22 protein-coding genes are annotated in these 26,100 nt (G+C 69.9%); 7 read left to right on the top strand and 15 right to left on the bottom strand.

Annotation, left to right across the window (positions count from 1 at the left end; genetic code table 11):
- The 7 genes from Q8A52_RS24645 to Q8A52_RS24615 form a co-directional block, all read right to left on the bottom strand.
- Positions 1-494 (bottom strand): chorismate synthase (locus Q8A52_RS24645; protein WP_316755233.1); only part of this gene is annotated, 494 nt, incomplete at its 3' end.
- Positions 495-669: 175 nt separating this feature from the next.
- A complete protein-coding gene (locus Q8A52_RS24640; RefSeq protein WP_316755231.1) occupies positions 670-1,509 on the bottom strand; it encodes a shikimate dehydrogenase in 840 nt (279 codons plus the stop codon).
- 91 nt (positions 1,510-1,600) lie between these two features.
- Positions 1,601-3,301: an endolytic transglycosylase MltG gene (gene mltG / locus Q8A52_RS24635; RefSeq protein ID WP_316755229.1), complete on the bottom strand. Its 1,701-nt coding sequence runs from the start codon at positions 3,299-3,301 to the stop codon at positions 1,601-1,603.
- Between the two features lie 123 nt (positions 3,302-3,424).
- A complete protein-coding gene (gene ruvX, locus Q8A52_RS24630) occupies positions 3,425-3,889 on the bottom strand; it encodes a Holliday junction resolvase RuvX (RefSeq protein ID WP_316755226.1) in 465 nt (154 codons plus the stop codon).
- A 14-nt stretch (positions 3,890-3,903) separates the two neighbouring features.
- Entirely contained in the window at positions 3,904-6,576 is a 2,673-nt protein-coding gene (alaS, locus tag Q8A52_RS24625) for an alanine--tRNA ligase (protein WP_316755224.1), read from the bottom strand.
- Positions 6,576-6,923, bottom strand: coding sequence for a hypothetical protein (locus Q8A52_RS24620; RefSeq protein WP_316755222.1), 348 nt, complete (start codon positions 6,921-6,923; stop codon positions 6,576-6,578). The genes alaS and Q8A52_RS24620 overlap by 1 nt, the downstream gene beginning before the upstream one ends.
- A gap of 9 nt (positions 6,924-6,932) precedes the next feature.
- Positions 6,933-7,376: a DUF948 domain-containing protein gene (locus Q8A52_RS24615; protein ID WP_263216346.1), complete on the bottom strand. Its 444-nt coding sequence runs from the start codon at positions 7,374-7,376 to the stop codon at positions 6,933-6,935.
- Between the two features lie 163 nt (positions 7,377-7,539).
- On the opposite strand from Q8A52_RS24615, the gene Q8A52_RS24610 reads away from it, so the two are divergent.
- A complete protein-coding gene (locus Q8A52_RS24610) occupies positions 7,540-9,705 on the top strand; it encodes an ATP-binding protein (protein ID WP_316755220.1) in 2,166 nt (721 codons plus the stop codon).
- A 21-nt stretch (positions 9,706-9,726) separates the two neighbouring features.
- On the opposite strand, the gene rpsD is transcribed toward Q8A52_RS24610, so the two are convergent.
- The 3 genes from rpsD to Q8A52_RS24595 all read right to left on the bottom strand — a co-directional run bounded on the left by rpsD (position 9,727) and on the right by Q8A52_RS24595 (position 12,716).
- On the bottom strand, positions 9,727-10,341 hold the full coding sequence (rpsD, locus tag Q8A52_RS24605) for a 30S ribosomal protein S4 (RefSeq protein WP_316755218.1): 615 nt from the start codon (positions 10,339-10,341) through the stop codon (positions 9,727-9,729).
- 302 nt (positions 10,342-10,643) lie between these two features.
- The gene (locus Q8A52_RS24600; RefSeq protein WP_316755216.1) at positions 10,644-11,999 is read right to left on the bottom strand and encodes a replication-associated recombination protein A; all 1,356 of its coding nucleotides are present in this window, start codon (positions 11,997-11,999) and stop codon (positions 10,644-10,646) included.
- 60 nt (positions 12,000-12,059) lie between these two features.
- Positions 12,060-12,716 carry a vitamin K epoxide reductase family protein gene (locus Q8A52_RS24595; protein ID WP_316755214.1) on the bottom strand — a complete coding sequence of 219 codons (657 nt, stop codon included), beginning with the start codon at positions 12,714-12,716 and terminating at the stop codon, positions 12,060-12,062.
- A gap of 145 nt (positions 12,717-12,861) precedes the next feature.
- On the opposite strand from Q8A52_RS24595, the gene Q8A52_RS24590 reads away from it, so the two are divergent.
- The 4 genes from Q8A52_RS24590 to Q8A52_RS24575 are packed head-to-tail and all read left to right on the top strand — an operon-like array spanning position 12,862 to position 16,395.
- Positions 12,862-13,728 (top strand): ABC transporter ATP-binding protein, encoded by an 867-nt coding sequence (locus Q8A52_RS24590; protein ID WP_316755212.1) that lies wholly within the window; start codon positions 12,862-12,864, stop codon positions 13,726-13,728.
- Positions 13,725-14,570, top strand: coding sequence for an ABC transporter permease (locus Q8A52_RS24585; RefSeq protein ID WP_316755211.1), 846 nt, complete (start codon positions 13,725-13,727; stop codon positions 14,568-14,570). The genes Q8A52_RS24590 and Q8A52_RS24585 overlap by 4 nt, the downstream gene beginning before the upstream one ends.
- Positions 14,567-15,772 carry a sensor histidine kinase gene (locus Q8A52_RS24580; protein WP_316755209.1) on the top strand — a complete coding sequence of 402 codons (1,206 nt, stop codon included), beginning with the start codon at positions 14,567-14,569 and terminating at the stop codon, positions 15,770-15,772. Before Q8A52_RS24585 ends, Q8A52_RS24580 begins: the two co-directional genes overlap by 4 nt.
- Complete coding sequence (locus tag Q8A52_RS24575) at positions 15,769-16,395, top strand: response regulator transcription factor (protein WP_316755207.1); 627 nt, start codon at positions 15,769-15,771, stop codon at positions 16,393-16,395. The genes Q8A52_RS24580 and Q8A52_RS24575 overlap by 4 nt, the downstream gene beginning before the upstream one ends.
- A 280-nt stretch (positions 16,396-16,675) precedes the next feature.
- Here the strand turns inward: Q8A52_RS24575 and hisS are convergent, their stop codons facing one another.
- Both hisS and Q8A52_RS24560 read right to left on the bottom strand, forming a co-directional pair.
- A complete protein-coding gene (hisS, locus tag Q8A52_RS24565) occupies positions 16,676-17,938 on the bottom strand; it encodes a histidine--tRNA ligase (protein ID WP_316755205.1) in 1,263 nt (420 codons plus the stop codon).
- A gap of 11 nt (positions 17,939-17,949) precedes the next feature.
- A complete protein-coding gene (locus Q8A52_RS24560) occupies positions 17,950-18,660 on the bottom strand; it encodes an MBL fold metallo-hydrolase (protein ID WP_316755203.1) in 711 nt (236 codons plus the stop codon).
- 168 nt (positions 18,661-18,828) lie between these two features.
- Between Q8A52_RS24560 and Q8A52_RS24555 the strand changes: the two genes are divergently transcribed.
- Entirely contained in the window at positions 18,829-19,650 is an 822-nt protein-coding gene (locus Q8A52_RS24555) for a peptidylprolyl isomerase (RefSeq protein WP_316755202.1), read from the top strand.
- A gap of 144 nt (positions 19,651-19,794) precedes the next feature.
- A complete protein-coding gene (locus Q8A52_RS24550) occupies positions 19,795-21,024 on the top strand; it encodes a DUF349 domain-containing protein (RefSeq protein ID WP_316755199.1) in 1,230 nt (409 codons plus the stop codon).
- A gap of 105 nt (positions 21,025-21,129) precedes the next feature.
- Here Q8A52_RS24550 and relA read toward each other — a convergent pair whose 3' ends face one another.
- The 3 genes from relA to secF form a co-directional block, all read right to left on the bottom strand.
- Complete coding sequence (relA, locus tag Q8A52_RS24545) at positions 21,130-23,661, bottom strand: GTP pyrophosphokinase (protein ID WP_316755197.1); 2,532 nt, start codon at positions 23,659-23,661, stop codon at positions 21,130-21,132.
- A gap of 792 nt (positions 23,662-24,453) precedes the next feature.
- Entirely contained in the window at positions 24,454-24,993 is a 540-nt protein-coding gene (locus Q8A52_RS24540; protein ID WP_316755195.1) for an adenine phosphoribosyltransferase, read from the bottom strand.
- Entirely contained in the window at positions 24,990-26,099 is a 1,110-nt protein-coding gene (gene secF / locus Q8A52_RS24535) for a protein translocase subunit SecF (protein WP_316755193.1), read from the bottom strand. The genes Q8A52_RS24540 and secF overlap by 4 nt, the downstream gene beginning before the upstream one ends.
- Position 26,100 lies beyond the last annotated feature (1 nt).

The raw sequence follows: 26,100 nt of genomic DNA, 5'->3' as shown, positions 1-26,100 counted from the left end.
ATCTCGATGCCCGCCGTCTCCTTCAGGTACGACCGGGCGACGGCGCCGAGCGCCACGCGGGCCGCCGTCTCGCGCGCCGAGGCACGCTCCAGGATTGGCCGGGCCTCGTCGAAGCCGTACTTCTGCATGCCCGCGAGGTCCGCGTGTCCGGGACGCGGACGGGTCAGCGGGGCGTTGCGGGCGAGGCCGTCGAGGATCTCCTGGTCCACCGGGTCGGCCGCCATGACCTGCTCCCACTTGGGCCACTCGGTGTTGCCGACCATGACCGCGACCGGGGAGCCGAGGGTGAGGCCGTGCCGGACTCCGCCGAGGAAGGTGACCTCGTCCCGCTCGAACTTCATCCGCGCACCGCGCCCATAGCCGAGCCGCCGCCGCGCGAGGTGGTCGGCGACCATCTCCGTGGTGATCGGCACGCCGGCGGGAAGGCCCTCCAGCGTCGCGACAAGTGCGGGACCGTGGGACTCCCCCGCGGTCAGCCAACGCAGCCTGCTCAACGATGCTCCTCAGTACTCGCGCCCTGGTACTGCCCTGCGTACGCGTGTCCTCGCGTACGGCGACGGCTCGACCGGGTGCGCGGCCCCGGTCCGCCACCTCCGATCCTCCCACGTCCGAGACACTGTCCAACTGCCGGTCCAGCAAGCGGACGCGCGTCGGGAAGGAAACGGGAAGTCAGCGCTCGGTGAGCGCCTTCTCGCCGGCCCGGCGCATGGCGTCCAGCGGGGCCGGCGCGCGGCCGGTCATCTGCTCGACCTGGAGCACGGCCTGGTGCACCAGCAGGTCGAGGCCGCCGACGACGGCACCGCCGAACATGGACCAGCGGGCGGCGAGGTCGGTGGGCCAGGGGTTGTAGAGCACGTCGAAGAGGGTGGCGGGCCGCTCGGGCACGGCGGTGGCGAGCGCGTCGGTGGTGCCGGCGGGGGTGGTGGCGATCACGAGGGGCGCGTGCAGGGCCTGCGCCGCGTCGTCCCAGTCGGCCGTGCGGACCTCGACGTCGAGCCGCTCGCCCCACTGCCGCATCTCGGCGGCCCGGGCCTCGCTGCGGACGTAGGCGACGACCTCGCCGGTGCAGATCCGGGCCAGGGCGGCCAGGGCGGAGGAGGCCGTGGCGCCCGCGCCGAGGATCGCCGCCGAGTCGACCTGTTCGATGCCGTGCTCGCGCAGAGCGGCCACCATGCCCGGGATATCGGTGTTGTCCCCCAGGCGCCGGCCGTCCTCGGTGAAGACGACCGTGTTGACCGCGTCGACGGAGGCGGCCGTCTCGCTGATCTCGTCCACCAGGGGGATGACCGCTCGCTTCAGCGGCATGGTCAGCGACAGCCCCGCCCACTCCGGGCCGAGTCCCTCGAGGAAACCGGGCAGGCCGGCCTCGTCGACCTCGAAGCGGTCGTACGACCACCCGGTGAGGCCCAGCGCGTCGTACGCGGCCCGGTGCAGCACCGGGGAGAGCGAGTGGGCGATGGGCGAACCGAGCACGGCGGCCCGGCGGGCGTCAACTGCCCTTGACGTCATGGAAACCTCGGATATCGGGAAATCGCCACTCATCGACCGAAAGGCCACTGCCTGACGGTGTGTGCGGATTGTACGCAGGTGGTCAGTTTGGTCAGTTCTTCTTCCGCGCTTCGTTCCACTGGTTGACCAGCTTCTCGTGTTCCGCGAGCGTCCGCGTGAACTTGCTGGTCTTGCCGTCCATCGAGATGAAGTAGTACCAGCCGTCGTGCGTCGGGGCGAGCGCGCCCCTGAGCGCCTCCTCGCCGGGGTTGTCGATCGGGCCCGGCGGCAGCCCCTTGGAGAAGTACGTGTTGTACGGGTTGTTGTACTTCCGCAGCTCGGCGATGCTCAGGTCGATCTTGCTCTGGTTCTTCACGTAGTTGTACGTGGAGTCGAACTCCAGGCGCCCGTAGGTCTGCGGGTTGTCGGGCTTGAGGCGGTTGTAGACGACCTCGGCCATCTTGCGGAAGTCGTCGTGGCTCGTGCCCTCGGCCTGCACCAGGCTCGCCACGGTGAGCAGTTGCCACGGGCTGTCGAGGCCGAGCGCCTTGGCCTTCTTCTCCACGCCCAGTTCCTGGTACGTGGAAGTGGCCTGGGACACCATGTTCTTGAGGACGACCTCGGGATTCTGACCCTTTGCGACCGCGTAGCTGGAGGGGTAGAGGAAGCCTTCCAGCGGGTCCTTGAGGTTCGGGTGGTTCAGCGCCCAGGCGGGCAGACCGAGGTGCTTGTACTCCTTCTTCGCGACGCGCGCCGTGGTGCCCGCCGGCACTCCGAGGCGCTTGTCGATCATGTCGTAGACCGCGACGTTGCGGCGGCCCTCGGCGATGATCATGTTGCTGCGGCTCTTCGGGCTGAGCATCAGTTCCACCGCGCTCGCGGCGGACATCTCCTTCTCCAGCGTGTAGACACCGTCCTGGAGCGACTTGCCCTTGGGGTTGGCCTGCAGTGCGGAGACGAACGCGGCCGCGCTCTCGACGACGCCCGCCTCTTTCAGCTTCTGGCCGATCGCCCAGCCGCCGGCGCCCTTCGGGATGACCACCACGACCTGCTCGCCGTTTCCACTGCCCGCATAGTCCGCGGCCGCGCCGAAACGATTTTGGTAGAACTGATACCCGTAGTAACCGACCGCGCCGAGGCCGCCGCCGAACACCATGACGACGAACATGGCGGCGCAGCCGTTGCGCCGTTTCTTGGCACCTTTTCCACCCTTGGGCGCCTTGCCCTTACCGCCGCCGCGCCCGCGGCGGCCCTTCGGGTCGTCGTCGAGGTCGTCCTCGTCGTCGCCCGAGAAGAAGGCGTGCTCACCCTGGTCGGGACCCGGGTCCCAGTCGGTCTCCGGCTCCGGTTCGGGACGCCTGCGGCCGGGCGGCTCCGGCGGCGGATACGCGTCGGGTGTGCCGTAGAGGTCGGGCTGTTCCCCGCCGTACGCCACGGGCTGCTGACCGTACGGATCGCCCGGGTCGGCGGCGTAGGGCACATGTCCATGGGTGCCGGTCGCGTCCCAGCCGCCCTGGTGGTACTGCGGCTGAGCCTGCGTGGCGTACTGCTGCTGTGCCTGACCGGCGTACTGCTGCTGGCCGTAGGGCCGACCCTGCTCGTCGTAGTACTGGTTCTGCTGCTGACCGTATCCGCCCTGCTGCCCCTGGCTCCAGTCGTCGTACTGCGGCTGCTGCGGGTAGCGCTGCTGGCCGCCGTAGGCAGGCTGCTGGCCCAGATGGGCCTGCTCCTGCCCTTCCCATCCGACGTCCCCGTACAACGGGTCCTCCGGATGCCACGGTTCGGGGCCTGGGCCCCGGCCATACTCAGTCATCGATCCCCTAGAGCCGCGAGGCGGCGGCGACACGCGGCCCGGGGGCCGGTATCCGTTCCGCCTCTTGCTGTGCGGTGGCTGTTCGAACACCATCGCATCGCGCGGAACGTTACCGTATCGCGATCAGATGACCACTTCGACGCCCTCGCCGGGTGGTTTACCTGACACCCGTTCGGATTCCAGGGCCTGCTGCAGGATGATCACGGCGGCCGCCTGGTCGATGACGGAGCGGCCCTTCTTGGATTTCACACCGGAGGCGCGCAGTCCCTGACTGGCCGTCACCGTCGTCATCCGCTCGTCGACCAGGCGGACCGGCACCGGTTTGATGCCCTTGGCGAGTTCCTGGGCGAAGGCGCGGACCTTGACCGCGGCCGGGCCCTCGCCCCCCTTGAGGGAGCGAGGGAGACCGACGACGACCTCGATCGGCTCGTACTCCTCGACCAGTTGCCTGAGTCGGCGGTGAGCTGCCGCAATGTCCCGGCCGGGAACGGTTTCCACCGGAGTGGCGAGGATCCCGTCGGGGTCGCACGAGGCGACCCCGATGCGGGCATCCCCGACGTCGATCGCGAGTCGACGTCCTCTGCGCATTTCCGACCGTTTCCTTACTTGGCGGTGTCGGCGACGAGACGCTCGACGGCGTCCACGGCCTCACCGACGGCGCCCGGGTTCTGGCCGCCGCCCTGGGCGACGTCCGGCTTGCCGCCACCGCCGCCGCCGAGGGTCTTGGCGGCCGTACGGACCAGGTCACCGGCCTTGAGACCGCGCTCGCGGGCGGCCTCGTTGGTGGCGATGACCGTGAGCGGCTTGCCGTTGTTCACCGTGAACAGGGCGACGACGGCGGCCCGGCCGCCCTGGATGCGGCCGCGCACGTCGAGCACCAGCCTGCGCAGGTCGTCCGGGGTGGTGCCGTCCGGGACCCGGCCGGTGACGACGGCCACGCCGTGGATGTCCTTGGCGGACTCGACGAGACCGGCGGCCGCCTGCAGCACCTTCTCGGCGCGGAACTTCTCGATCTCCTTCTCGGCGTCCTTCAGCTTGCCGAGCATGGCGGAGACCTTCTCCGGGAGCTCCTCGGGGCGGCCCTTGATCAGCTCCTGGAGCTGGGCGACGACCGTGTGCTCGCGGGCGAGGAAGTTGTAGGCGTCGACGCCGACGAGGGCTTCGATACGACGGACACCCGAGCCGATGGACGACTCGCCGAGCAGCTTCACCAGGCCCAGCTGGGAGGTGTTGTGCACGTGCGTGCCGCCGCAGAGCTCCTTGGAGAAGTCGCCGATGGTCACGACGCGGACCCGCTCGCCGTACTTCTCGCCGAACTCGGCGATGGCGCCCTGCTTCTTGGCCTCGTCGATGCCCATGATCTCGGCGTGTACGTCGAGATCGCGGGCGAGCACCTCGTTGATCTTCTGCTCGACGTCGGTCATCACAGCCGTCGGAACGGCGGACGGGGAGCCGAAGTCGAAGCGGAAGCGGCCGGGCTGGTTCTCGGAACCGGCCTGGGCGGCCGTCGGGCCGAGGGCGTCGCGCAGGGCCTGGTGGGTGAGGTGGGTGGCCGAGTGGGCGCGGGCGATGGCCGTGCGGCGGCGGCCGTCGATCGAGGCGTGGGCCTTGGCGCCGACGGTCACCTCGCCGACCTGGACGACGCCCTTGTGGACGTACACGCCCGGGACCGGCTTCTGGGTGTCGCGGACCTCGATGACGGCACCGGAGTCCACCTTGATACGGCCGGTGTCACCGATCTGACCGCCGCCCTCGGCGTAGAACGGGGTGCGGTCCAGGACGATCTCGACCTCGTCGCCCTCGGTGGCGGCCGGGGAGGAGACGCCGTCGACCAGGATGCCGACGACGGTGGTCTCGCCCTCGGTGTCCGAGTAGCCGATGAAGTCGGTGGCACCGGCCTTGTCGGCGATCTCACGGTAGGCGCCCATGTCGGCGTGGCCGGTCTTCTTGGCCCGGGCGTCGGCCTTGGCGCGCTCCCGCTGCTCCTTCATCAGGCGGCGGAAGCCCTCCTCGTCCACCGACAGGCCCTGCTCGGCGGCCATCTCGAGGGTGAGGTCGATCGGGAAGCCCCAGGTGTCGTGGAGCAGGAACGCCTTGTCGCCGGCCAGGACCGTGCCGCCGGCCTGCTTCGTCTCGGTGACGGCGGTGTCGAGGATGTTGGTGCCGGCCTTCAGCGTCTTGAGGAAGGCGTTCTCCTCGGCCAGGGCGACCTTCTCGATGCGCTCGCGGTCGGTGACCAGTTCCGGGTACTGCTGGCCCATCATGCCGATCACGACCTCGATCAGGTCCTTGACGACCGGACCGGTGGCGCCCAGCAGCCGCATGTTGCGGATGGCGCGGCGCATGATGCGGCGCAGGACATAGCCGCGGCCCTCGTTGCCGGGGGTGACGCCGTCGCCGATGAGCATGGTGGCCGTACGCATGTGGTCGGTGACCACGCGCAGGGACACGTCCGAGTCGTGGGCGTCGCCGTAGGCGACACCGGTCAGCTCGGTGGCCTTGTCGATGACGGCCATGGAGGTGTCGATCTCGTACATGTTCTGCACGCCCTGCAGAATCATGGCGAGACGCTCCAGGCCGAGGCCCGTGTCGATGTTCTTGCTCGGCAGCTCGCCGAGGATCTCGAAGTTGTCCTTGCCGGTGCCCTCGCCGCGCTCGTACTGCATGAAGACGAGGTTCCAGATCTCCACGTACCGCTCGTCGTTGACGGCGGGGCCGCCCTCGACGCCGAACTCGGGGCCGCGGTCGTAGTTGATCTCGGAACAGGGGCCGCAGGGTCCGGGGACGCCCATGGACCAGTAGTTGTCCTTCATGCCGAGCCGCTGGATGCGCTCCTTGGGCACGCCGACGACGTCGTGCCAGATGCGCTCGGCCTCGTCGTCGTCCTTGTAGACGGTGATCCACAGACGCTCGGGGTCGAGGCCGTAACCGCCCTTGTCCTGGGGCGCGGTGAGCAGCTCCCAGGCGAGCTTGATGGCGCCTTCCTTGAAGTAGTCGCCGAAGGAGAAGTTGCCGCACATCTGGAAGAACGTGCCGTGGCGGGTGGTCTTGCCGACCTCTTCGATGTCGGGCGTGCGCACGCACTTCTGCACGCTGGTGGCGCGCGGGTACGGCGGCTTGACCTCACCCAGGAAGTAGGGCTTGAAGGGCACCATGCCGGCGGGGACGAGGAGCAGAGTCGGGTCGTCGGCGATGAGCGACGCCGAAGGGACGACGGTGTGCCCGCGCTCCTCGAAGAAGCTCAGCCAGCGGCGGCGAATCTCGGCCGACTCCATCAGTGGTCCTCATTCCGGTTGTGCGAGTACGTCGTGTTCTCGATGTACTTCGGGTTGCTGCGGTCGTTCTCGATGGCGGTGTACCGCCGGGGCGCGGGGAGTTGGGGGCTTTGGTCGATGCCCAGGGCCTCCTCCAGCTCGGCCTCCCGCTGCGCCATGTTGTCGCGGACGTCGAGCGCGAAGCCGACCGCGCGGTCCTTGAGGCGCTGACCGGTCTCGAGCGCCTTGTTCGCGGCGCTCGCGGCGAGGCTCTCGGGGGTCAGCTGCTTGAGCTTGCGGTTGACCTTCGTGGTGGCCCATACACCGGCGGCGACACCCGTGGTGAACCAGAACGTACGGCGGAACATCGCTAGGTCTCAGTCCTTCTTCCGCTTCGCCCGCCGCGCGGCCGGGACCGTCCGGCCCACGATCACGGTACGCCTGGGTTCCTTGACGGGCACGTCCGCCTTGCGACCGCCCAGCGCCCGGCGCACGCCGTAGCCGAAGGCCGCGACCTTGACCAGGGGGCCGCCGAAGGTGGAGGCGACGGTGGTCGACAGCGCGGAGGCGTTCGACGTGACCTCCTGGACGTCGGAGGCGATCGCGTCGACCCGGTCGATCTGGGTCTGCGCGGAGCGCACGGCCGTCGAGGCGTCGGCGAGCAACGGGACGGCCTGGTCGGTCACGTCCGCGACGAGCTTGGTGGTCGCCTTGAGCGTCTGGGCCAGCCTCGCCAGCGCGACGGCGAGGAAGGAGACCAGGATCGCCCAGAAGACGGCCACCAGGATCCCGGCCACCTCTCCACCGGACACCGTGCGCACCCGCTCTCTGAAACGTGCTCTGAAGATCGGAACCATGAAAAAAGCAGTGCACCGAGCCTATCGCGCCGGGCATGGGGCTCCGTACCGGATTACCTTCGGCGAGCGGCGTAGTTGCGCGAAGTGATTGTACGGATCGAACACGCTTCAGTACGCTCCGTGTCCCATGCGAGCTCCTCAGCGCCCAGGCCCCGCGGCGGACGGCAATCTGCCCCCAGAGCTCGACTCCTTCGTGGGCCGCTCGGCCGAACTCGCCGGGCTGACCCGGGAGCTCGAGGCCGGGCGGCTGGTGACGGTGACCGGTGCGGGCGGGGTCGGCAAGTCGCGGCTCGCGGCGCGGGCGGCGGCCCGATCGGCTCCGCGGGACGGGGTGTGGCGCGTGGAGCTGGCGCCGGTGCACGATCCGGAGTTCGTGGACTATGCGGTCGTGACGGCGCTGGGGCTGACGGACCACACCACGCGTGCGCCGCGCCGGATGCTGCTTGAGCAGCTCGCCGATCGCCAACTCCTGCTGGTTCTGGACGGGTTCGAGCATCTGGCGGACGCGTGCGCCGCGCTGGTGACCGAACTGCTGCGGCGGGTGCCGGGGCTGCGGGTGCTCGCCGTGGGCCGGCGGCCGCTGGCGGTGGCGGGTGAGCGGCTGTTCCCGCTGGATCCGCTCGGTGACGACGAGACGGTGGAGCTGTTCCTGGACCGGGCGGCCCGGCAAGGGGTGGAGGTGCGGGACGGGGCTGACCTACGGGAGCTGTGCCGCCGCCTGGACGGGATCCCGCTGGCGGTCGAACTGGCCGCGGGGCGGTTACGGGTCCTGCCTCCCGGCCGGCTGCTGGAGCGGCTCGACGACCGGTTCCGGCTGCTGACCGGCGGAAGCCGGGACGCCCTCCCCCGTCATCGGACACTGCGCACGACCATCGGCTGGAGCCACGAACTGTGCACACCCGCGGAGCGGCTGCTGTGGGCGCGGCTCTCGGTGTTCGCCCAGACCTTCGACCTGGAGGCCGCCGAGTATGTGTGCAGCGGTGACGGACTGCCCGCCGCCGACATCCTCGACGTGCTGTCGGAGCTGCTCGCGCAGTCGGTCGTGTCGAGCGAGGAGAGCCCGGCGGGCGTCCGCTACCGCATGCTGGACACGGTCCGCGCCTACGGCGCCGACTGGCTGGCGGCGATGGGGGACGCACAGCGGCTGCGCCGGCGCCATCGCGACTGGTACATGGGCCTGGCGACCTGGTGCGAGCTGGACTGGTTCTCACCGCGGCAGGCCGAGGTGGCCGCGCGTGTCGAGGCCGAACTGCCGAACCTGCGGACCGCCCTCGAGCACTGTCTTTCCGGGTCCGACGACGCGCACCTGGGCCAGTACCTGGCGGGTTCGCTGTGGTTCTACTGGGCCGGCTGCGGACAGCTGTCGGAGGGCCGGCGCTGGCTGGAGCGCAGCGTGGAGCTGGAGTCGGACTACGAACGGTCCCGGCTGAAGGCCCTGTGGGTGCTCGCCTATGTGGCGATCCTGCAGGGTGACCCGGTGCCGGCGCTGGCCGCCCTGCAGGAGTGCCGGGAAGACGCGGAGCGGGCATCGAACGCGACGGCGGTGGCGTATGCGGAGCACCGCAGCGGCTGTCTGGCCCTGGTCACGGACGACATGGCACGCGCAGAAACGCTGCTGTGCTCGGCGCTGGCCCGCTACCGGGAGATCGGCGAGCTCAACAGCAACGTGCTGATGGCCCAGGTCGAGCTGGCGATGGCGAGGGCGTTCCGCGGGGACCTGCCGGACGCGGTGCGGCTGTGTGAGGACGTGCGCCAGGTGTGCGACGACCACGGGGAGCGGTGGGCCCGGTCGTACGCGCTGTACGTGCTGGCGTACGCGGCCTGGCGGGACGGCGATCCGGCGCAGGCCCGGGAGTTGCTCGCGGACTGCCTGGACCACGCGCACTCGTTCCGGGACCTGCTGGGCTCGGTGCTGTCGATCGAGCTGCTGGCCCTGGTCACGGCGGCGCTGGGCGACCCCGGCGAGGCGGCCGTGCTGCAGGGAGCGGCGGGCCGGCTGTGGCCGTCGGTGGGAGTGCCGCTGTTCGGCTCGGCGTACTTCAACGCCCCGCACGAGCTGTGCGAGGCAACCGCCAGGAAAGCGCTGGGCGACGAGCGGTACGAGGAGTGCGTACGCGAGGGAGCGCGGCTGGACCGGGAGGCGGCGGTGGCCCGGGCGCTGGGGCGGCACGGTGGGCGTCCGCTGGACGCCCTGCCGTCGCCGCGCGGACCGGTGCAGCACACCCGGGAAGCCTCGGGCAGGCGAAAGCCCGCCGCCTCGCCCACCCGGAAGGGTGGGGAGACGACGGGCTGAGGTACTACTCCCGGCTGGTGATCAGCGGGCGTAGTACTCGACGACGAGCTGCTCGTCGCAGATGACCGGAACTTCCTTGCGGTTCGGCTCGCGGTCCAGGCGGAACGCCAGGGCCTTGAGGTTCACCTGCAGGTAGCGGGGGGTCTCACCGTCGGGGGCGAAGCCACCCTCACGGGCGATCTGGAAGAGCGTCTTGTCCTTGGAGCGGTCGCGGACCTGCACGACGTCGTCCGGACGGACACGGTAGGACGGCTTGTCGACCTTCTGGCCGTTGATCTGGATGTGGCCGTGGACGACCATCTGGCGGGCCTGGTAGATCGTGCGGGCGATGCCCGAACGCAGGACCAGCGCGTCGAGACGGCGCTCCAGCTCGACGATCAGGGCCTCACCGGTCTTGCCCTGAACCTTGGAGGCACGCTCGTAGGCGCGGACCAGCTGGCGCTCGGAGATGTCGTACTGCGCACGCAGACGCTGCTTCTCCAGCAGACGGACCTTGTAGTCCGAGTTCTGCTTGCGGCCACGGCCGTGCTCACCCGGCGGGTAGGGGCGGGCCTCGAAGTACTTGACGGCCTTCGGGGTCAGCGCGATGCCGAGGGCACGCGACTTCTTGACCTTGGGGCGGGACTGGTTCGCCACTGTCTCTTTCTTCCTTCTGATATTCGGCTCGTCAGGGTTGAGGGAGGTCGCATCCGCAGCCGGGGAATCCCGCCGGGTCCACATGGGACCTGCCGGGCAGCCGCTCCCCTGGTCTGGGCACATACGTGCAGCACGCGAGTGGCCCACCGACCGGTCCCGGAAATCCGGGTGGTGGTGGGCTACCGCGACACCTTCGACGGTGCGCGACGCTCCTGGAGCCGGTCCACGAGGAACCGGGCTCCGGCTGGTTGTCCCGCTCTGACAGCGCGGGACTCAGCGCTGCGAGGGATTCTACAGGCTGCTCAGGACCGTCTGCGACCGAGGTGCTTCCTGGTCCACTCGACCGCGTCCGCGTAGCGCGCCTCGGCGCCGTGCCGGGTGGGGGTGTAGTACTCGCGGTCCTTGATCGTGTCCGGCGCGTACTGCTGCTCGGCGATGCCCTCGGGCAGGTCGTGCGGATAGACGTACCCCTGCGCATGGCCGAGCTTGGCGGCGCCCTTGTAGTGCCCGTCGCGCAGATGCGGGGGCACCTGACCGGCCAGACCCTTGCGTACGTCCTCCAGGGCGGCGCCGATCGCGGTGGTCGCGGAGTTGGACTTGGGGGCCAGGGCCAGGGCGATGGTGGCGTGGCTGAGGGTGAGGGCGGCCTCGGGGAAGCCGATCATGGCCACGGCCTGCGCGGCCGCGACCGCTATCGGCAGCGCGTTCGGGTCGGCGAGGCCGATGTCCTCGCTGGCGGAGATCATCAGGCGGCGGGCGATGAAGCGGGGGTCCTCGCCCGCCTCGATCATGCGGGCCAGGTAGTGCAGGGCCGCGTCGACGTCGGAGCCGCGGATCGACTTGATGAGGGCGCTCGCGACGTCGTAGTGCTGGTCGCCGTCGCGGTCGTACTTCACCGCGGCCCGGTCGACCGTCTCCTCCAGTGTGGCCAGGGCGATCTCCGTCTCGCCCTTGTCGAGCGCGGCCCCGGCGGCGGCCTCCAGGGCGGTCAGGGCACGGCGGGCGTCGCCGCCGGCGATCCGCAGGAGGTGGTCCTCGGTGTCCTCGGGCAGGGTGACGGCGTCCTTGAGACCGCGCTCGTCGCTCAGCGCGCGGCGGAGCAGGCCCCTTACGTCGTCGTCCGTGAGGGGGTCGAGGGTCAGCAGCAGGGAGCGGGACAGCAGCGGGGAGATCACCGAGAAGTACGGGTTCTCGGTGGTCGCCGCGATGAGGGTCACCCAGCGGTTCTCCACCGCCGGGAGCAGGGAGTCCTGCTGGGCCTTGCTGAAGCGGTGGATCTCGTCGAGGAAGAGGACGGTCTCCTTGCCGTACCCGCCGGTGGCGCGGCGGGCGCCGTCGATGACCGCGCGGACCTCCTTGACGCCCGCAGTGATCGCGGACAGCTCCACGAACCGCTTGTTGGTGGCCTTGGAGACGACGTAGGCCAGGGTCGTCTTGCCGGTGCCGGGCGGGCCCCAGAGGATCACCGAGGACGGTCCGGCCGGGCCGCCATTGCCCTCGCCGACCAGTCTGCGCAGGGGCGAACCGGGCTTCAGCAGGTGCTGCTGGCCCACGACCTCGTCGAGGGTGCGCGGGCGCATCCGCACCGCCAGGGGGCTGCCTGCCGGGTCCTTCTCCTGGCGTTCTTCCGCCGCGGCGGTGAAGAGGTCGGGTTCCACGCTGAAACCCTAAAACACGGCACTGACAATCCCGTCAGGGCTGTCAGCCGGTCCCGGCCGTCAGCCGGTCCAGAAGTCCCACCAGCGGGTCAGGACCAGCATGCCGATGATGCCGATGTGCAGGACCGGCAGCACCCAGGTGAACTCGCCGAAGAAGCCCTTGAGCCAGCGCGGGGCCGGCAGGAAGTCGTTGCGGAGGTTGAAGGAGGTCACGTACCAGAACATGATGATCGTGGCGACCCAGGCCAGCGAGCACCACAGGCACAGGGCGTTGATCCGGTACAGGGACTGGAACTGCAGCCAGGAGCAGAACGCCACACCGAAGAGCGTGCCGAAGTTGAAGGTCAGCCAGTACCAGCGCGGGAAGCGGGCACGGGCCAGCAGGCTCATGCCGACGCAGATCACGATGCCGTAGCAGACGAGGCCGAGCATCGGGTTGGGGAAGCCGAACGCCGCGGCCTGCTTGCTCTCCATGACGCTGCCGCAGGAGACGACCGGGTTGAGGCTGCACCCGGGGGTGAAGGTCTTGCCCGCGACCTTGGCCTCGAGGATCTTGAACTTGTCGATCGTGATGACCCAGGCGGCGAGCAGTCCGGCGGCGCCGGTGATGATCAGCAGCAGGGCGAAGGCGCGGCTGCCGCCCTCCGTGCGCGGCGCGGCGGTGGCGCGCTCAGGCTCGGGGTCCGTCGAGACGTCTTTGACTGTCGTCTTGCTCATCACGCCGATCCGTCTGCTTGAGAGTTGGACATTCTTCGGGCAGGGGCCATTGTGCCGCACGAGCACGTCTGTCCACCGTTCGGTGGACATAAGGAGGTACGCACGGTCGTCCCTGAGCGTTCGGTTCCGGCCGAAGCTCGAGGGCATGAGAGCACACGCGAACGAACTCGCGGTGCACGTGCGAGGGCTGCGCAAGCAGTACGGGGACGTGACCGCGGTGGACGGAATCGATCTCGGCATCCGGCGGGGCGAGGTGTTCGGCCTGCTGGGGCCCAATGGCGCGGGCAAGAGCACCACGGTGGAGATCCTCCAGGGCAACCGCTCGCGGGACGCGGGAGAGGTCTCGGTCCTGGGCGCGGACCCGGCGACGGGCACGCGCGCGTGGCGATCCCGGGTGGGAATCGTCTGGCAGGACGAATCGGCGCCCGCCGAGTTGACGGTCCGCGAGACCGTACGGCATTTCGCCCGCTACTACCCGAGCCCGCGCGACCCGCGGGAGGTCATCGGTCTGGTCGGTCTGGAGGCGAAGGCGGACAGCCGGATCAAGGCCCTGTCGGGCGGGCAGCGGCGCCGTCTGGACGTGGCGCTCGGCGTGATCGGCAACCCCGAGCTGGTGCTCCTGGACGAGCCGACCACCGGCTTCGACCCGGCGGCCAGGCGGCAGTTCTGGGACCTGATCCGGCTGCTGGCCGACGAGGGCACCACGATCCTGCTGACCACACACTACCTGGAGGAGGCCGAGGCTCTCGCGGACCGGCTGGCGATCGTCGCCCGGGGCCGGGTCGTCGCCGAGGGCGAGCCCGTCGGACTCCGGGAGCGGTACGGCACCGGCGCCACCGTCGAGTGGACGGATCCCGACGGCTCCACGCGCGCGGAGCACACGGACACCCCGACGAAGACCGTCGCCGGGCTCATGCACCGCTTCGAGGGCGAGATACCGGGCCTCAGGGTGAGCCGCCCGACGCTGGAGGACATCTACCTCCGGCTGACCGGACAGGAGACGACGCGATGACCACGACCGCCGTACCCACCCGGACGGAACCCGCCGCCGCTCGCCTGCCCGGAGCCTGGACCCTCGGACTGCACCGGGGCGCGCTGGAGATCAAGCAGTTCTTCCGGCAGCGCGAACAGGTGGTCTTCACCTTCTCCTTCCCGGTCGTCTTCCTGTTCCTGTTCGCCTCGATCTTCCACGACGACGTGCGCGGCAGCGGCGTCACCGCCTCCCAGCTGTACGTCCCGGCGATGATGGCCTCGGGGATCATGTCGACGAGCTTCCAGTCGCTCGGCATCTCGATCGCCATCGAGCGGGACGAGAAGGTGCTGCGCCGGCTGCGCGGCACACCGATGCCGCCGACGGCGTACTTCCTGGGGAAGATCTGGCTGGTTCTGTTCACCGGCGTGCTGGAGACCGCGATCCTCCTGCTCGTCGGCACCACCTGCTACGACGTCGACCTGCCGTCGGACGCGGGCCGCTGGTTCGACTTCGCCTGGATCTTCATGCTCGGCATGACCGGCTGCGCGCTGCTCGGGATCGCCATCAGTTCGGTGCCCAAGTCGGCCAAGAGCGCGAGCTCCGTCGTCGTACTCCCCTTCCTCGTCCTCCAGTTCATCTCCGGCGTCTACATCTCCATCGACACCATCCCCGACTGGATGCTGGACATCGGCGCCCTGTTCCCGCTGAAGTGGCTGTGCCAGGGGCTGCGCGGGGTGTTCCTGCCCGACTCCGCGCGCGTCCTCGAACAGGCGGGGAGCTGGGAGTTCGGGCGCATCGCGCTGGTGCTGGCGGCCTGGTGCGTCGGAGGATTGGCGCTGTGTCTGCTCACTTTCCGGTGGAAGAACCGGCGCGAGGGATGACCCGCTGGAGCGTGGCGCGCGACGTGGACGCCTGGAACCGCACCATCCGGCTCTGGGACGCGTACTTCGCGGTCGCCTGGGCGGCCACCCTGGCCTTCGTCCTCGCGGCGGGGCATCCGGGGTGGACCGTCCGGGCCGTCGCCGCCGCGCTGCTCGTACCGCTGGTGCCCTGGTACGCCGCGGTGGGCCGTCCCCTGCTCCAGGCGGAGGAGCGGGGCGAAGGGCGGATGCTGCGCTATCTCTCGGGGGCGATCGCGCTGTTCCTGCCGTCCGCGGTCCTGGTCGGCGAGACGCGGCTGATGGCGTTCGCCCTCGTCCCCCAGTGCTTCATGGCGCTGCGCATGCGCGCGGCCCTGGGCGCGGTGACCGTGATCAACCTGGTGCCGGTGGCGGGCTGGGCACTGGTGTGGCGGCCCGACGCCACGGATCTGTTCGCCAACGCGCTGTTCGCCGTGGTCACGCTCGTGTTCTCGGTGGCGGTCGGCAGCTGGATCATCCGGATCATCGAGCAGAGCGGGGAACGGGCCGAGCTGATCGCGGAGCTGGACGCGAGCCGGCACGAGATCTCCCGGCTGTCGGCGGCGCACGGCGCGCTCGCCGAACGCGAGCGCATGGCCCGTGAGATACACGACACCCTCGCTCAGGGCTTCACCAGCCTGCTGATGCTGGTGCAGGCGGTCGAGGCCGAGCTCGAGGACGATCTCCCGCAGGCCCGCCGTCATCTGGCGCTGATGGACGAGACGGCCCGCCAGAACCTCGCCGAGGCCCGCGCCCTGGTGGCCGGCGGCGCGCCCGCCGACCTCGACGGCGCCTCCCTCCCGGACGCGCTCGGCAGACTCGCGGCGCGGCACGGGGCGACACTCGACGTGACCGGTCCGGTACGGGCGCTGCCGGCCGCCCCGGAGGTCGTTGCCCTGCGATCCTGTCAGGAGGCGCTGGCGAACGCCCGCAAGCACGCGGGGAGTTCGGCGGCGGTCGGCATCCGGCTGTCGTACGCCGACGAGACGGTGACCATCTCGGTACGTGACGACGGCTGCGGCTTCGAACCGGGTGCGGTGTCCGGCGGCTACGGTCTGACGGGGCTGCGCGCCCGGGTCGCCGAGGTGGGCGGGACGGCCTCGGTGCACAGCGCGCCCGGCGACGGTACGACGGTGACCGTACGACTGCCCGTCCCCGCCACCGTGAGGAGTGAGACCCCGTGATCCGGATCGTCCTGGCCGACGACCATCCCGTCGTCCGCGAGGGGCTGCGCGCCATGCTGAGCGCCGAGCCGGACCTGGAGGTGGTGGCCGACGCGACCAGTGGCCCGCAGGCCGAGGCGCTGGCGGCGGAACTCCGGCCCGACATCGTGCTGATGGACCTGCGGATGCCGGGAGGTGACGGCGTCGACTCCATCGTGCGGATGAGCGAGGCCGGGCTGCCGTGCCGGGTGATCGTGCTCACCACGTACGAGACCGACCGCGACATCCTGCGGGCCGTGGAGGCGGGGGCGGCGGGCTATCTGCTGAAGGACCTGCCCCGCGGCCAACTGGCAGACTCGGTACGGGCCGCGGCCCGGGGCGAGACCGTCCTGGCACCGTCGGTGGCGGCCCGCCTGGTGGACCAGCTCCGCGCCAGGCCGGAACGACCGCGGCTGTCGGAGCGGGAGAAGGCGGTGCTGCGGCTGGTGGCGGAAGGCTGCACGAACGCGGAGATCGGGAGACGTCTGTTCATCGGGGAGTCGACGGTGAAGACGCACCTGCTGCGCATCTTCGGAAAGCTGGGAGTCGACGACCGAACAGCCGCCGTGACGAACGCCATGCGCCATGGACTGCTGGACCACTGACACAGCGCACCGGACACCGAGCGGACGCCGGCTTCGGGCGGCGGCCCACGCGGCGGCAGCCGCACATGGACACAGCATCGGTGAGTCGACGGTGAAGACCCATCTGCCGCGCATCTTCGGCAAGTTGCGCGTGGACGACCGGACTGCGGCGGTCACCGGCGCGATGCGGCACGGGCTGCTCGACCAGTGAGCGAAGCGAAGGGGCGCCGGATTCCCGGCGCCCCTTCGTGAACCGCCACCGGCCCAGCCGCTTGCTGTACCGGCCCAGCCCCTTGCTGTACTAGCCGAGCCTCGACTCCAGCTCCGCCACGATCTCGTTCACGCCGATCGCCGTCTGCTCACCGGACTCCATGTCCTTGAGCTGGACGACGCCCTCGGCGAGGTCGCGCTCGCCGGCGATGAGCGCGTAGCGGGCCCCACTGCGGTTGGCGTTCTTCATCGCGCCCTTGAGCCCCTTCACGCCGTAGGAGAAGTCGGCCGCGACACCGAGCCTGCGCAGCTCCGTGACCTTCGCGAACAACAGCCGACGGGCGTCCTCGCTCAGCGGGACCGCGAAGACCGAGGTCGAGGACGGGAGGGCGAGCTCGAGGCCCTCCGCCTCCAGGGCCAGGACCGTGCGGTCGACGCCCAGCGCCCAGCCCACGGACGGAAGTGCCGGGCCGCCGATCATCTCCGACAGGCCGTCGTAACGGCCGCCGCCGCCCACCGCGGACTGGGAGCCCAGACCGTCGTGGACGAACTCGAAGGTCGTACGGGTGTAGTAGTCCAGGCCGCGCACCAGCTTCGGGTCGTCCTCGAAGGCCACGCCCGCCGCCGTGATCAGCTCACGGACCTCCTCGTGGTAGGCCTTGCAGGCGTCGCAGAGGTAGTCCCGCAGGAGCGGCGCGTCCCCCAACTGCTTCTGGACCGACTCACGCTTGTCGTCGAGCACCCGGAGCGGGTTGATGTCGACGCGGCGGCGCGTGTCCTCGTCCAGGTCCAGGCCGCGCAGGAAGTCCACCAGCGCGGCCCGGTACACCGGACGGCACTCCTTGTCGCCCAGGCTGTTCAGCAGGATGCGGAAGTTGCGCAGGCCCAGCGAGCGGTACGCCTGGTCGGCCAGGATGATCAGCTCGGCGTCCAGCGCCGGGTCCTCCGCGCCGATCGCCTCGGCGCCGACCTGGGAGAAGTGCCTGTAGCGGCCCTTCTGGGGTCGCTCGTAGCGGTAGTACGAGCCCGAGTACCAGAGCTTGACCGGGAGGTTGCCCGCCTTGTGCAGGTTGGCCTCCAGCGCCGCGCGCAGCACCGAGGCCGTGCCCTCGGGGCGCAGGGCGAGCCGGTCGCCGCCCTTGGTCTCGAAGGCGTACATCTCCTTCGTCACGATGTCGGTCGACTCGCCGACACCGCGCGCGAAGAGCTCCACGTTCTCGAAGCCGGGCGTCTCGATGTAGCCGTAGCCGGAGTTGCGCAGCGGCGCGGCGATCGCCTCGCGGACCGCGAGGTACTTGGCGGACTCCGGCGGGATCAGGTCGTACGTGCCCTTGGGGGCCTTGAAGGTGCTCACGGAAGGTCTCGTCACATTCCTCGTCGGGGAGCGTCGACATTCGCTCCCAGGCCGGCGGCCACCTGCCGCAGATACGGGTTGGTGGCGCGCTCCTGGCCGATGGTCGTCTGGGGGCCGTGGCCGGACAGCACCACGGTCGAGTCGTCGAGCGGCAGGCACACGCGGGCCAGCGAGTCGAGCATCTCGGCCATGTCACCGCCGGGCAGGTCGGTGCGTCCGATGGAGCCGGCGAAGAGCAGATCGCCCGAGAAGAAGACCGACGGGATGTCCGCGGTCTCGGGCATCTGGAAGGTCACCGACCCCTTGGTATGGCCGGGCGCGTGCGCGACGGAGAGTTCCAGACCCGCCAGTTCCAGCCTGGCGCCGTCGGTCAGCTCCTTGACGTCGTCGGGCTCCCCCACGGTCAGCTCGCCGATGAGCGGCATGCCGATGGAACGGCCGAGCGCCTTTCCGGGGTCGCTCATCATGTACCGGTCCTCGGGGTGGATCCACGCGGGTACGTCGTGCGCGCCGCACACCGGGACGACCGAGGCCACGTGGTCGATGTGGCCATGGGTGAGGACGACGGCGACGGGCTTGAGCCGATGCTTCTTCAGCGTTTCCTCGACTCCTTGGGCGGCCTGGTGGCCCGGGTCGATGATCACGCACTCCTCACCGGCGGCGGGGGAGACGAGATAACAGTTCGTCCCCCAGGCCCCGGCGGGGAACCCGGCAATGAGCACGATCGTCCTTCGTTGTGTCGATACGGGCGGGCTGATGCTGCTGTCAGAGCCTACCGGCGCTGCCGATTCCTCAGCGAACCCATATACGGTACGGGGCTACACGCTGCGATCGGCTCACAGGACGCACGCGTACCGGTCGACACACGACACTCATGAGGAGAGAACCCGGTGGTCAGCCAGGAACAGCGGAAGCGTCAGCTCGCCCGGGAGAAGTTCTTGCGGCAGCAGCAGCGGCGCACGACCGCGCGGCGCAAGGCACGTATGCGCAACTCCGTGATCGCGTCGGCGCTCGGCGTGATCGTCATCGGCAGTGTCGCCCTGTACACGACCGGGGTACTCAAGAACGACGACGACAAGACGAACGCGAGCGCGCACGTCACGCCCAGCGCTTCGGCGCCCAGCAAGGCGCCGGACCCGTGCGAGAAGGCCGCCGCGGGCTCCGTGAAGAAGCTCAGCTGGAAGAAGGAGCCGGCGGTCACGATCGACAAGTCGGCCAAGTACACGATGAAGCTGGCGACGACGTGCGGTGACATCGACGTCGCGCTGAAGACGTCCGCGGCGCCGCACACCGTGAACTCGTTCAACTTCCTCGCCGGCCAGGGCTACTTCGACCACACCAAGTGCCACCGGCTCACCACCAACGGCATCTACGTGCTCCAGTGCGGCGACCCGACGGGCACCGGCAGCGGCGGTCCCGGCTACACGATCCCGGACGAGAACCTGAAGGACAGCAGCCTGAAGGCCAACGTCTACCCGGCGGGCACGGTCGCGATGGCCAACACCGGCCAGAAGCACACCGGTGGCAGCCAGTTCTTCCTGGTGTACGCGGACTCCCAGTTGCCGCCCAGCTACACACCGTTCGGTACTGTCGACGCGGCGGGCCTGAAGGTGCTGAAGAAGATCGCCACCGCGGGCGAGAACACGGGCGCCGGTGACGGGGCCCCGAACGCGACCGTCGTGATCAACAAGGCGACGGTCACAAAATCCTGAACGACATGACGGCCAGCTGCGGAATTTCGGTCGCGCGGGATGCGGACAGGCAACCCGCCGGTCGCCTATGTTGGCCGTGACGAAACTGTGGACGATGCCCGGGGGCGCCGAGACCCCTCGCAGGCATCATGTGGAGGAGGCGCTGTGAGCAGCGACCCGTGGGGCCGCGTCGACGAGACGGGGACCGTGTACGTGCGTACGGCCGACGGCGAGCAGGTCGTCGGTTCCTGGCAGGCCGGCTCCCCCGAGGAGGCGTTGGCCTACTTCGAGCGCAAGTACGAGGGCCTGGTTGTCGAGATCGGCCTCCTCGAAAAGCGAGTGCAGACCACCGACCTGTCGGCGAAGGACGCCCAGACCGCCATCGACCACTTGCGGGAGCAGGTGGAGGCGCACCACGCGGTGGGCGACCTGGACGCGCTGCGGGCCCGGCTGGACAAGCTGGTGGCGACCGTCGAGTCGCGCCGCGAGGAGCGCAAGGCACAGCGGGCGAAGCAGTCCGACGAGGCCCGCAAGGCCAAGGAGGACCTGGTCACCGAGGCGGAGCAGCTGGCCCAGTCCGACCAGTGGCGGGCGGCCGGCGAGCGGCTGCGCTCCCTGGTGGACACCTGGAAGGGGCTGCCGCGGCTGGACCGCAAGTCCGACGACGAGCTCTGGCACCGCTTCTCGCACGCCCGCTCGGCGTTCTCCAAGCGCCGCAAGGCCCACTTCGCGCAGCTCGACGCGCAGCGCGAGGATGCCCGCAAGGCCAAGGAGAGACTGGTCGCCGAGGCCGAGGCGCTGTCCGACTCCACGGACTGGGGTCCGACGGCCGCCCGCTACCGCGAGCTGATGGCGGAGTGGAAGGCCGCGGGCCGCGCCCAGCGCGAGCACGAGGACGATCTGTGGAACCGCTTCCGCGGCGCCCAGGACGTCTTCTTCGCCGCCCGCAGCTCGGTGTTCGCCGAGCGGGACGCTGAGCAGTCGGAGAACCTGAAGCTGAAGGAGGAGCTGGCCGAGGAGGCCGAGAAGCTCCTTCCGATCACGGACCTGAAGGCCGCGCGGGCCGCCTTCCGCTCGATCAACGAGCGCTGGGAGGCCATCGGCCACGTCCCGCGTGACGCGCGCCCGAAGGTCGAGGGCCGGATGCACGCGGTCGACCGGGCCATCCAGGAGGCCGAGGAGGCCGAGTGGCGCCGGACCAACCCGGAGGCACGCGCGCGTGCCGAGGGTCTGACCGGTCAGCTGCAGGCGGCCGTGGACAAGCTGAAGGGCCAGATCGAGCAGGCCCGCGCCCAGGGCAACACGTCCAGGGCCGACAAGCTCGAGAAGGAGCTGGAGGGCCGCCAGGCGCTCCTGGACCAGGCTCTGAAGGGTCTGCAGGAGTTCGGCGGCTGATGGGCTGCTGACCACGCCTCACGCTTGCGAGAGGGCTCCCGTACGCGATGTACGGGGGCCCTCTCGTCGTATGCGCCGGTGTGATGCGCTACCGCGGTGCGGAGATCATGACCGGCTGCGCGCCGAGGTCACGCGGTACACGTCGTACACGCCCTCCACGCCGCGTACGGCCTTCAGGACGTGTCCGAGGTGCTTCGGGTCGCCCATCTCGAAGGTGAAGCGGGAGGTGGCGACGCGGTCGCGGGAGGTCTGGACGGCCGCGGAGAGGATGTTGACGTGCTGGTCCGACAGAACGCGGGTGACGTCCGACAGGAGCCGGGAGCGGTCCAGCGCCTCGACCTGGATGGCGACCAGGAAGACCGAGGACTGGGTGGGCGCCCACTCGACGTCGAGGATGCGCTCGGGTTCGCGGGACAGTGACTCCACGTTGACGCAGTCGCTGCGGTGAACCGATACGCCGCTACCGCGTGTGACGAAGCCGATGATCGGGTCGCCGGGTACGGGCGTACAGCAGCGGGCCAGCTTGACCCACACGTCGTCGACGCCCTTGACCACGACGCCCGGGTCGGCGCTGGAGCGGCGCTTGCGGCCTCGGGTGCGCGTGGGCGGTACGGACTCGTCGATCTCCTCGGTGGCGGCCTCCTCGCCGCCGAGGGCCTGGACGAGCTTCTGCACGATGTTCTGCGCGGAGACATGGCCCTCGCCGATCGCCGCGTACAGCGCGGAGATGTCCGAGTACCGCATCTCGTGGGCCAGCGTCACGAGCGAGTCGCCGGTCAGGATGCGCTGGATCGGCAGGTTCTGCTTGCGCATCGCGCGGACGATGGCGTCCTTGCCCTGCTCGATCGCCTCGTCGCGGCGTTCCTTGGAGAACCAGGCCCGGATCTTGTTGCGGGCGCGCGGCGACTTGACGAAGCCGAGCCAGTCACGGGACGGACCCGCACCGGGCGCCTTGGAGGTGAAGACCTCCACCAAGTCGCCGTTGTCCAGGGTGGATTCGAGCGGTACGAGCCGGCCGTTGACCCGTGCTCCTATGGTGCGATGGCCGACCTCGGTGTGAACCGCGTAGGCGAAGTCGACCGGAGTGGCCCCGGCCGGCAACGCTATGACATCGCCCTTGGGAGTGAAGACGAAGACCTCGTTGCGGGACAGGTCGAAGCGCAGCGACTCCAGGAACTCGCCGGGGTCCTCGGTCTCCTTCTGCCAGTCGAGCAACTGGCGCAGCCACGCCATGTCGTTGAGGTGGTCGTCCTTGCCCTTGCCGGACGACTTGGGCGCGTCGGTGCGCACCTTGGAGGCGCCGGCGACGGCCTCCTGCTTGTACTTCCAGTGCGCGGCGATGCCGTACTCGGCGCGGCGGTGCATGTCGAAGGTGCGGATCTGGAGCTCAACGGGCTTGCCGTTGGGGCCGATCACCGTCGTGTGCAGCGACTGGTACATGTTGAACTTGGGCATCGCGATGTAGTCCTTGAACCGGCCGGGGACCGGGTTCCATCGCGCGTGCACGGTGCCGAGGGCCGCGTAGCAGTCGCGGACGGTGTCGACAAGTACACGAATCCCCACCAGGTCGTAGATCTCCGCGAAGTCCCGGCCGCGGACGATCATCTTCTGGTAGACGCTGTAGTAGTGCTTCGGGCGGCCGGTGACCGTCGCCTTGATACGCGCGGCGCGCAGGTCGGCCTGGACCTCGTCGGTCACTATGGCCAGATACTCGTCACGCTTCGGTGCCCGCTCGGCCACCAGCCGTACGATCTCGTCGTACATCTTGGGGTAGAGGATCGCGAACGCGAGGTCCTCCAGTTCCCACTTGATGGTGTTCATGCCGAGGCGATGGGCGAGCGGCGCGTAGATCTCCAGGGTCTCGCGCGCCTTCTTCTCCTGCTTCTCGCGCTTGAGGTAACGCATGGTGCGCATGTTGTGCAGGCGGTCGGCGAGCTTGATGACCAGGACGCGCGGGTCCTTGGCCATGGCGACGACCATCTTGCGCACGGTCTCGGCCTGCGCGGCCTCGCCGAACTTGACCTTGTCCAGCTTGGTGACGCCGTCGACGAGGAGGGCGACGGTGTCGCCGAAGTCGCGGCGGAGCTGGTCGAGGCCGTACTCGGTGTCCTCCACGGTGTCGTGCAGCAGGCCGGCCATGAGGGTGGCCGGGTCCATACCGAGCTCGGCGAGGATCGTGGTCACCGCGAGCGGGTGGGTGATGTACGGGTCGCCGCTCTTGCGCTTCTGGCCGCGGTGCCAGCGTTCGGCGACCTGGTAGGCGCGTTCGATCTGGCGGAGCGTGGCATTCTCGATCTTGGGGTCGTTGCTGCGCACTATCCGCAGCAGCGGCTCGAGAACCGGGTTGTACGGGTTCGCTCGCTGGACGCCGAGGCGGGCGAGGCGGGCGCGGACGCGGTTGGAGGAGCCGGAGCGGGCGGGCTGGCCCGCGGAGGGGCGGACCACGGGCGGCTGCGCGGAGCGCTCGGGCGGGGCCGGTTTGGGGCGCGAGGCCGCGGCCGGCTTCTCGACGGGCGCCGGCTGGGCGTGCTCGACCGTCCCGCGGGTGTCGTTCTTCGCGTGCGGCGCGGGCTTGGCCGCCGATGCCGAGGCGGACTCGGGCTTGGCGGCGGTCAGGTGCTGGGCCTCGTCTGGCAAGAGGACTCCTCGTGCGCGATCCGGGTCCCCCGGTCAGGCTCCGGAGACCCCATGGTAGCGATCCTGAGCTCCGGCATCGCGTTCAGGCCGATGTGAGGACCGACTACCAGAGAAACACGAGAGGCTGCCGCCGGATTCCACCGGGGCGGCGGGCGGGTGGTCGGCGGGTGTCCTGGGGGTTGCGAGAGCCTTGCGGCGGCCGCCCGGGACCGAAGCCGATTTCCGCGGACGCAGGCTTGCGGCAGCCGCACCGAGGGCGAAACCGACTCCGCAGGCACACACGGACTCCGCAGGCACACACGGACGAACGGCTGCCGCCGGACCCACGCGGGCCGCCTGCCGGCGCTCGGGGCGCTCGGGGATTGCGGACGCCCCGCGGCAGCCAGCCGGTAACGAAGCCGATTTCCGCGGACGCAGGCTTGCGGCAGCCGCACCGAGGGCGAAACCGACTCCACGGACGCAAGAACGAAAGGCTGCCGCCGGACTCGACGTGGGTGCCTGCGGGCGCTCGGCGGCTGGCCTGGGGGTTCCGGAAGCCGGCCGACGACCGCCCCGAAGGCGTAGGCGACTCATCGAACGCACGGACAAAAGGCTGCCGTCAGATTCCACGCGAGCGTTCGACGGCCGGCCTGCGGATTGCGGAAGGCTTGTGGGGGCTGCCCGTGGGGTGGCGACGGGGCCCTTCTGGGTGTTGCCGGTGGGAGCGCTCACGGTGCTGCCCAGGGACAACGCGGTCGAACGCGAACGGCCGCCCCGGGTGCCGGGGCGGCCGTTCGGTCGGTTCTGCGGGGCTCAGATCTGGAGGAGAGCCTCCAGGGGAGCTCCGTCCAGGGCCCCCTCCAGGCGGGAGCGGCCATCGAGGAAGCCGAGTTCCATCAGGACCGCGACGCCCGCCACCTCGGCACCCGCCCGGTGGATGAGCTGGATCGCGGCCTCGGCCGTGCCGCCGGTGGCCAGCACGTCGTCGACGATCAGGACACGGTCGCCGGACGTGAGGTCCTCCGCGTGCACCTCGATCTCCGCCGAGCCGTACTCCAGGTCGTACGCCTGGCGCAGCGTGGCACCGGGAAGCTTGCCCGCCTTGCGCACGGGGATGAACCCGAGGCCCGCGCGGACGGCGACCGGGGCGCCGAGGATGAAGCCGCGGGCCTCCAGGCCGACGACCTTGGTGGCACCGGTGTTCCCGCCGATCTCCGCCAGCGCGTCGGTGAGCGCGGTGAACGCCGCCGGGTCGGCCAGGAGCGGAGTGATGTCCTTGAACATCACACCCGGCTCCGGGTAGTCGGCCACATCGCGGATACGGCTGAGCAGCAGTTCCTCGATGTCCGTCATCGGCGCTTCCCCGAGGGTCGCCCACGGCCCCGGCTGCGGGACGCGGACTGGCTGCGGGGGCCGACGACGGCGGCGGCTGCGTCCTCCGGCTCATCAGTGTCCATGGAGCGGCTCTCCGCCAGCTCCTCCTCCGCGGCGGCCTGGGCCCGCTTGGCCAGGACTCGCTTCCGGAGGGCCTTCATCTGCGGCTCGCGCTCCTTGAGGTCGGCGACGAGCGGCGTGGCGATGAAGATCGAGGAGTACGCACCGGCCGCGAGGCCGACGAACAGCGACAGCGAGATGTCGTTGAGCGTGCCGGCGCCGAGGAAGCCGCCGCCGATGAACAGCAGACCCGCCACCGGCAGCAGCGCGACCACCGTGGTGTTGATCGAGCGGACCAGGGTGCCGTTGATCGACTGATTGGCGATGTCGCTGTAGGTGAAGCGCGTCTGCTTGGTGATGTCCTTCGTCTGCTCCTTGAGGCTGTCGAAGACGACGACCGTGTCGTAGAGCGAGTAACCGAGGATCGTCAGCAGACCGATGACCGTACCGGGGGTGACCTCGAAGCCGACCAGGGCGTAGATACCGGTCGTGATCGTGATGTCGTGGATCAGCGCGACGAGTGCCGCGACAGCCATGCGCCACTCGAAGGCGATCGCCAGATAGATCACGACGAGGACCATGAAGATCGCCAGGCCCTGCCAGGCCTTGGAGGCGATCTGCTCGCCCCAGCTGGGGCCGACCAGGTCGGCCGCGAGCTTCTCCGGGTCGAGGTTCAGGTCCTTGGCCAGCGTCTGCTTGACCTGGTCGGACTTCTCCGTCTCGATGCCGGCGATCTGGATGCGCATGCTGCCGTTGCCGAGCTTCTGCACGATCGCCGCATGGCCGGAGGCGTCCTTCGCGTACTCCTCCGCTTGGGACACCGAGACGGTCATGCCCTTGGGCGTCGTGAAGACCGCTCCGCCCTGGAACTCGATGCCCATGTTCAGGCCGCGCACCGCCAGGCCGACGATGGCCGTGATGGTGATCAGGATGGAGATGCCGTACCAGAGCTTGCGGTGGCCGATGAAGTCGTAGCTGACCTCACCACGGTGCAGTCGGGCGCCGAGGTTGCCGAGTTTCGACATC

The sequence above is a fragment of the Streptomyces herbicida genome (assembly GCF_032656585.1).
GTDB lineage: Bacteria > Actinomycetota > Actinomycetes > Streptomycetales > Streptomycetaceae > Streptomyces > Streptomyces herbicida.
The sequence above is the reverse complement of the archived record's forward strand: the minus strand, read 5'-3'. Positions and strand labels throughout refer to the sequence as shown.

Coding starts and splice junctions, on each gene's coding strand:
- Q8A52_RS24640 (WP_316755231.1), bottom strand. CDS start 1,509: ATGACGTCAAGGGCAGTTGACGCCCGCCGGGCCGCCGTGCTCGGTTCG.
- mltG (WP_316755229.1), bottom strand. CDS start 3,301: ATGACTGAGTATGGCCGGGGCCCAGGCCCCGAACCGTGGCATCCGGAG.
- ruvX (WP_316755226.1), bottom strand. CDS start 3,889: ATGCGCAGAGGACGTCGACTCGCGATCGACGTCGGGGATGCCCGCATC.
- alaS (WP_316755224.1), bottom strand. CDS start 6,576: ATGGAGTCGGCCGAGATTCGCCGCCGCTGGCTGAGCTTCTTCGAGGAG.
- Q8A52_RS24620 (WP_316755222.1), bottom strand. CDS start 6,923: ATGTTCCGCCGTACGTTCTGGTTCACCACGGGTGTCGCCGCCGGTGTA.
- Q8A52_RS24610 (WP_316755220.1), top strand. CDS start 7,540: ATGCGAGCTCCTCAGCGCCCAGGCCCCGCGGCGGACGGCAATCTGCCC.
- Q8A52_RS24595 (WP_316755214.1), bottom strand. CDS start 12,716: ATGAGCAAGACGACAGTCAAAGACGTCTCGACGGACCCCGAGCCTGAG.
- Q8A52_RS24590 (WP_316755212.1), top strand. CDS start 12,862: ATGAGAGCACACGCGAACGAACTCGCGGTGCACGTGCGAGGGCTGCGC.
- Q8A52_RS24585 (WP_316755211.1), top strand. CDS start 13,725: ATGACCACGACCGCCGTACCCACCCGGACGGAACCCGCCGCCGCTCGC.
- Q8A52_RS24580 (WP_316755209.1), top strand. CDS start 14,567: ATGACCCGCTGGAGCGTGGCGCGCGACGTGGACGCCTGGAACCGCACC.
- Q8A52_RS24540 (WP_316755195.1), bottom strand. CDS start 24,993: ATGACGGACATCGAGGAACTGCTGCTCAGCCGTATCCGCGATGTGGCC.
- secF (WP_316755193.1), bottom strand. CDS start 26,099: ATGTCGAAACTCGGCAACCTCGGCGCCCGACTGCACCGTGGTGAGGTC.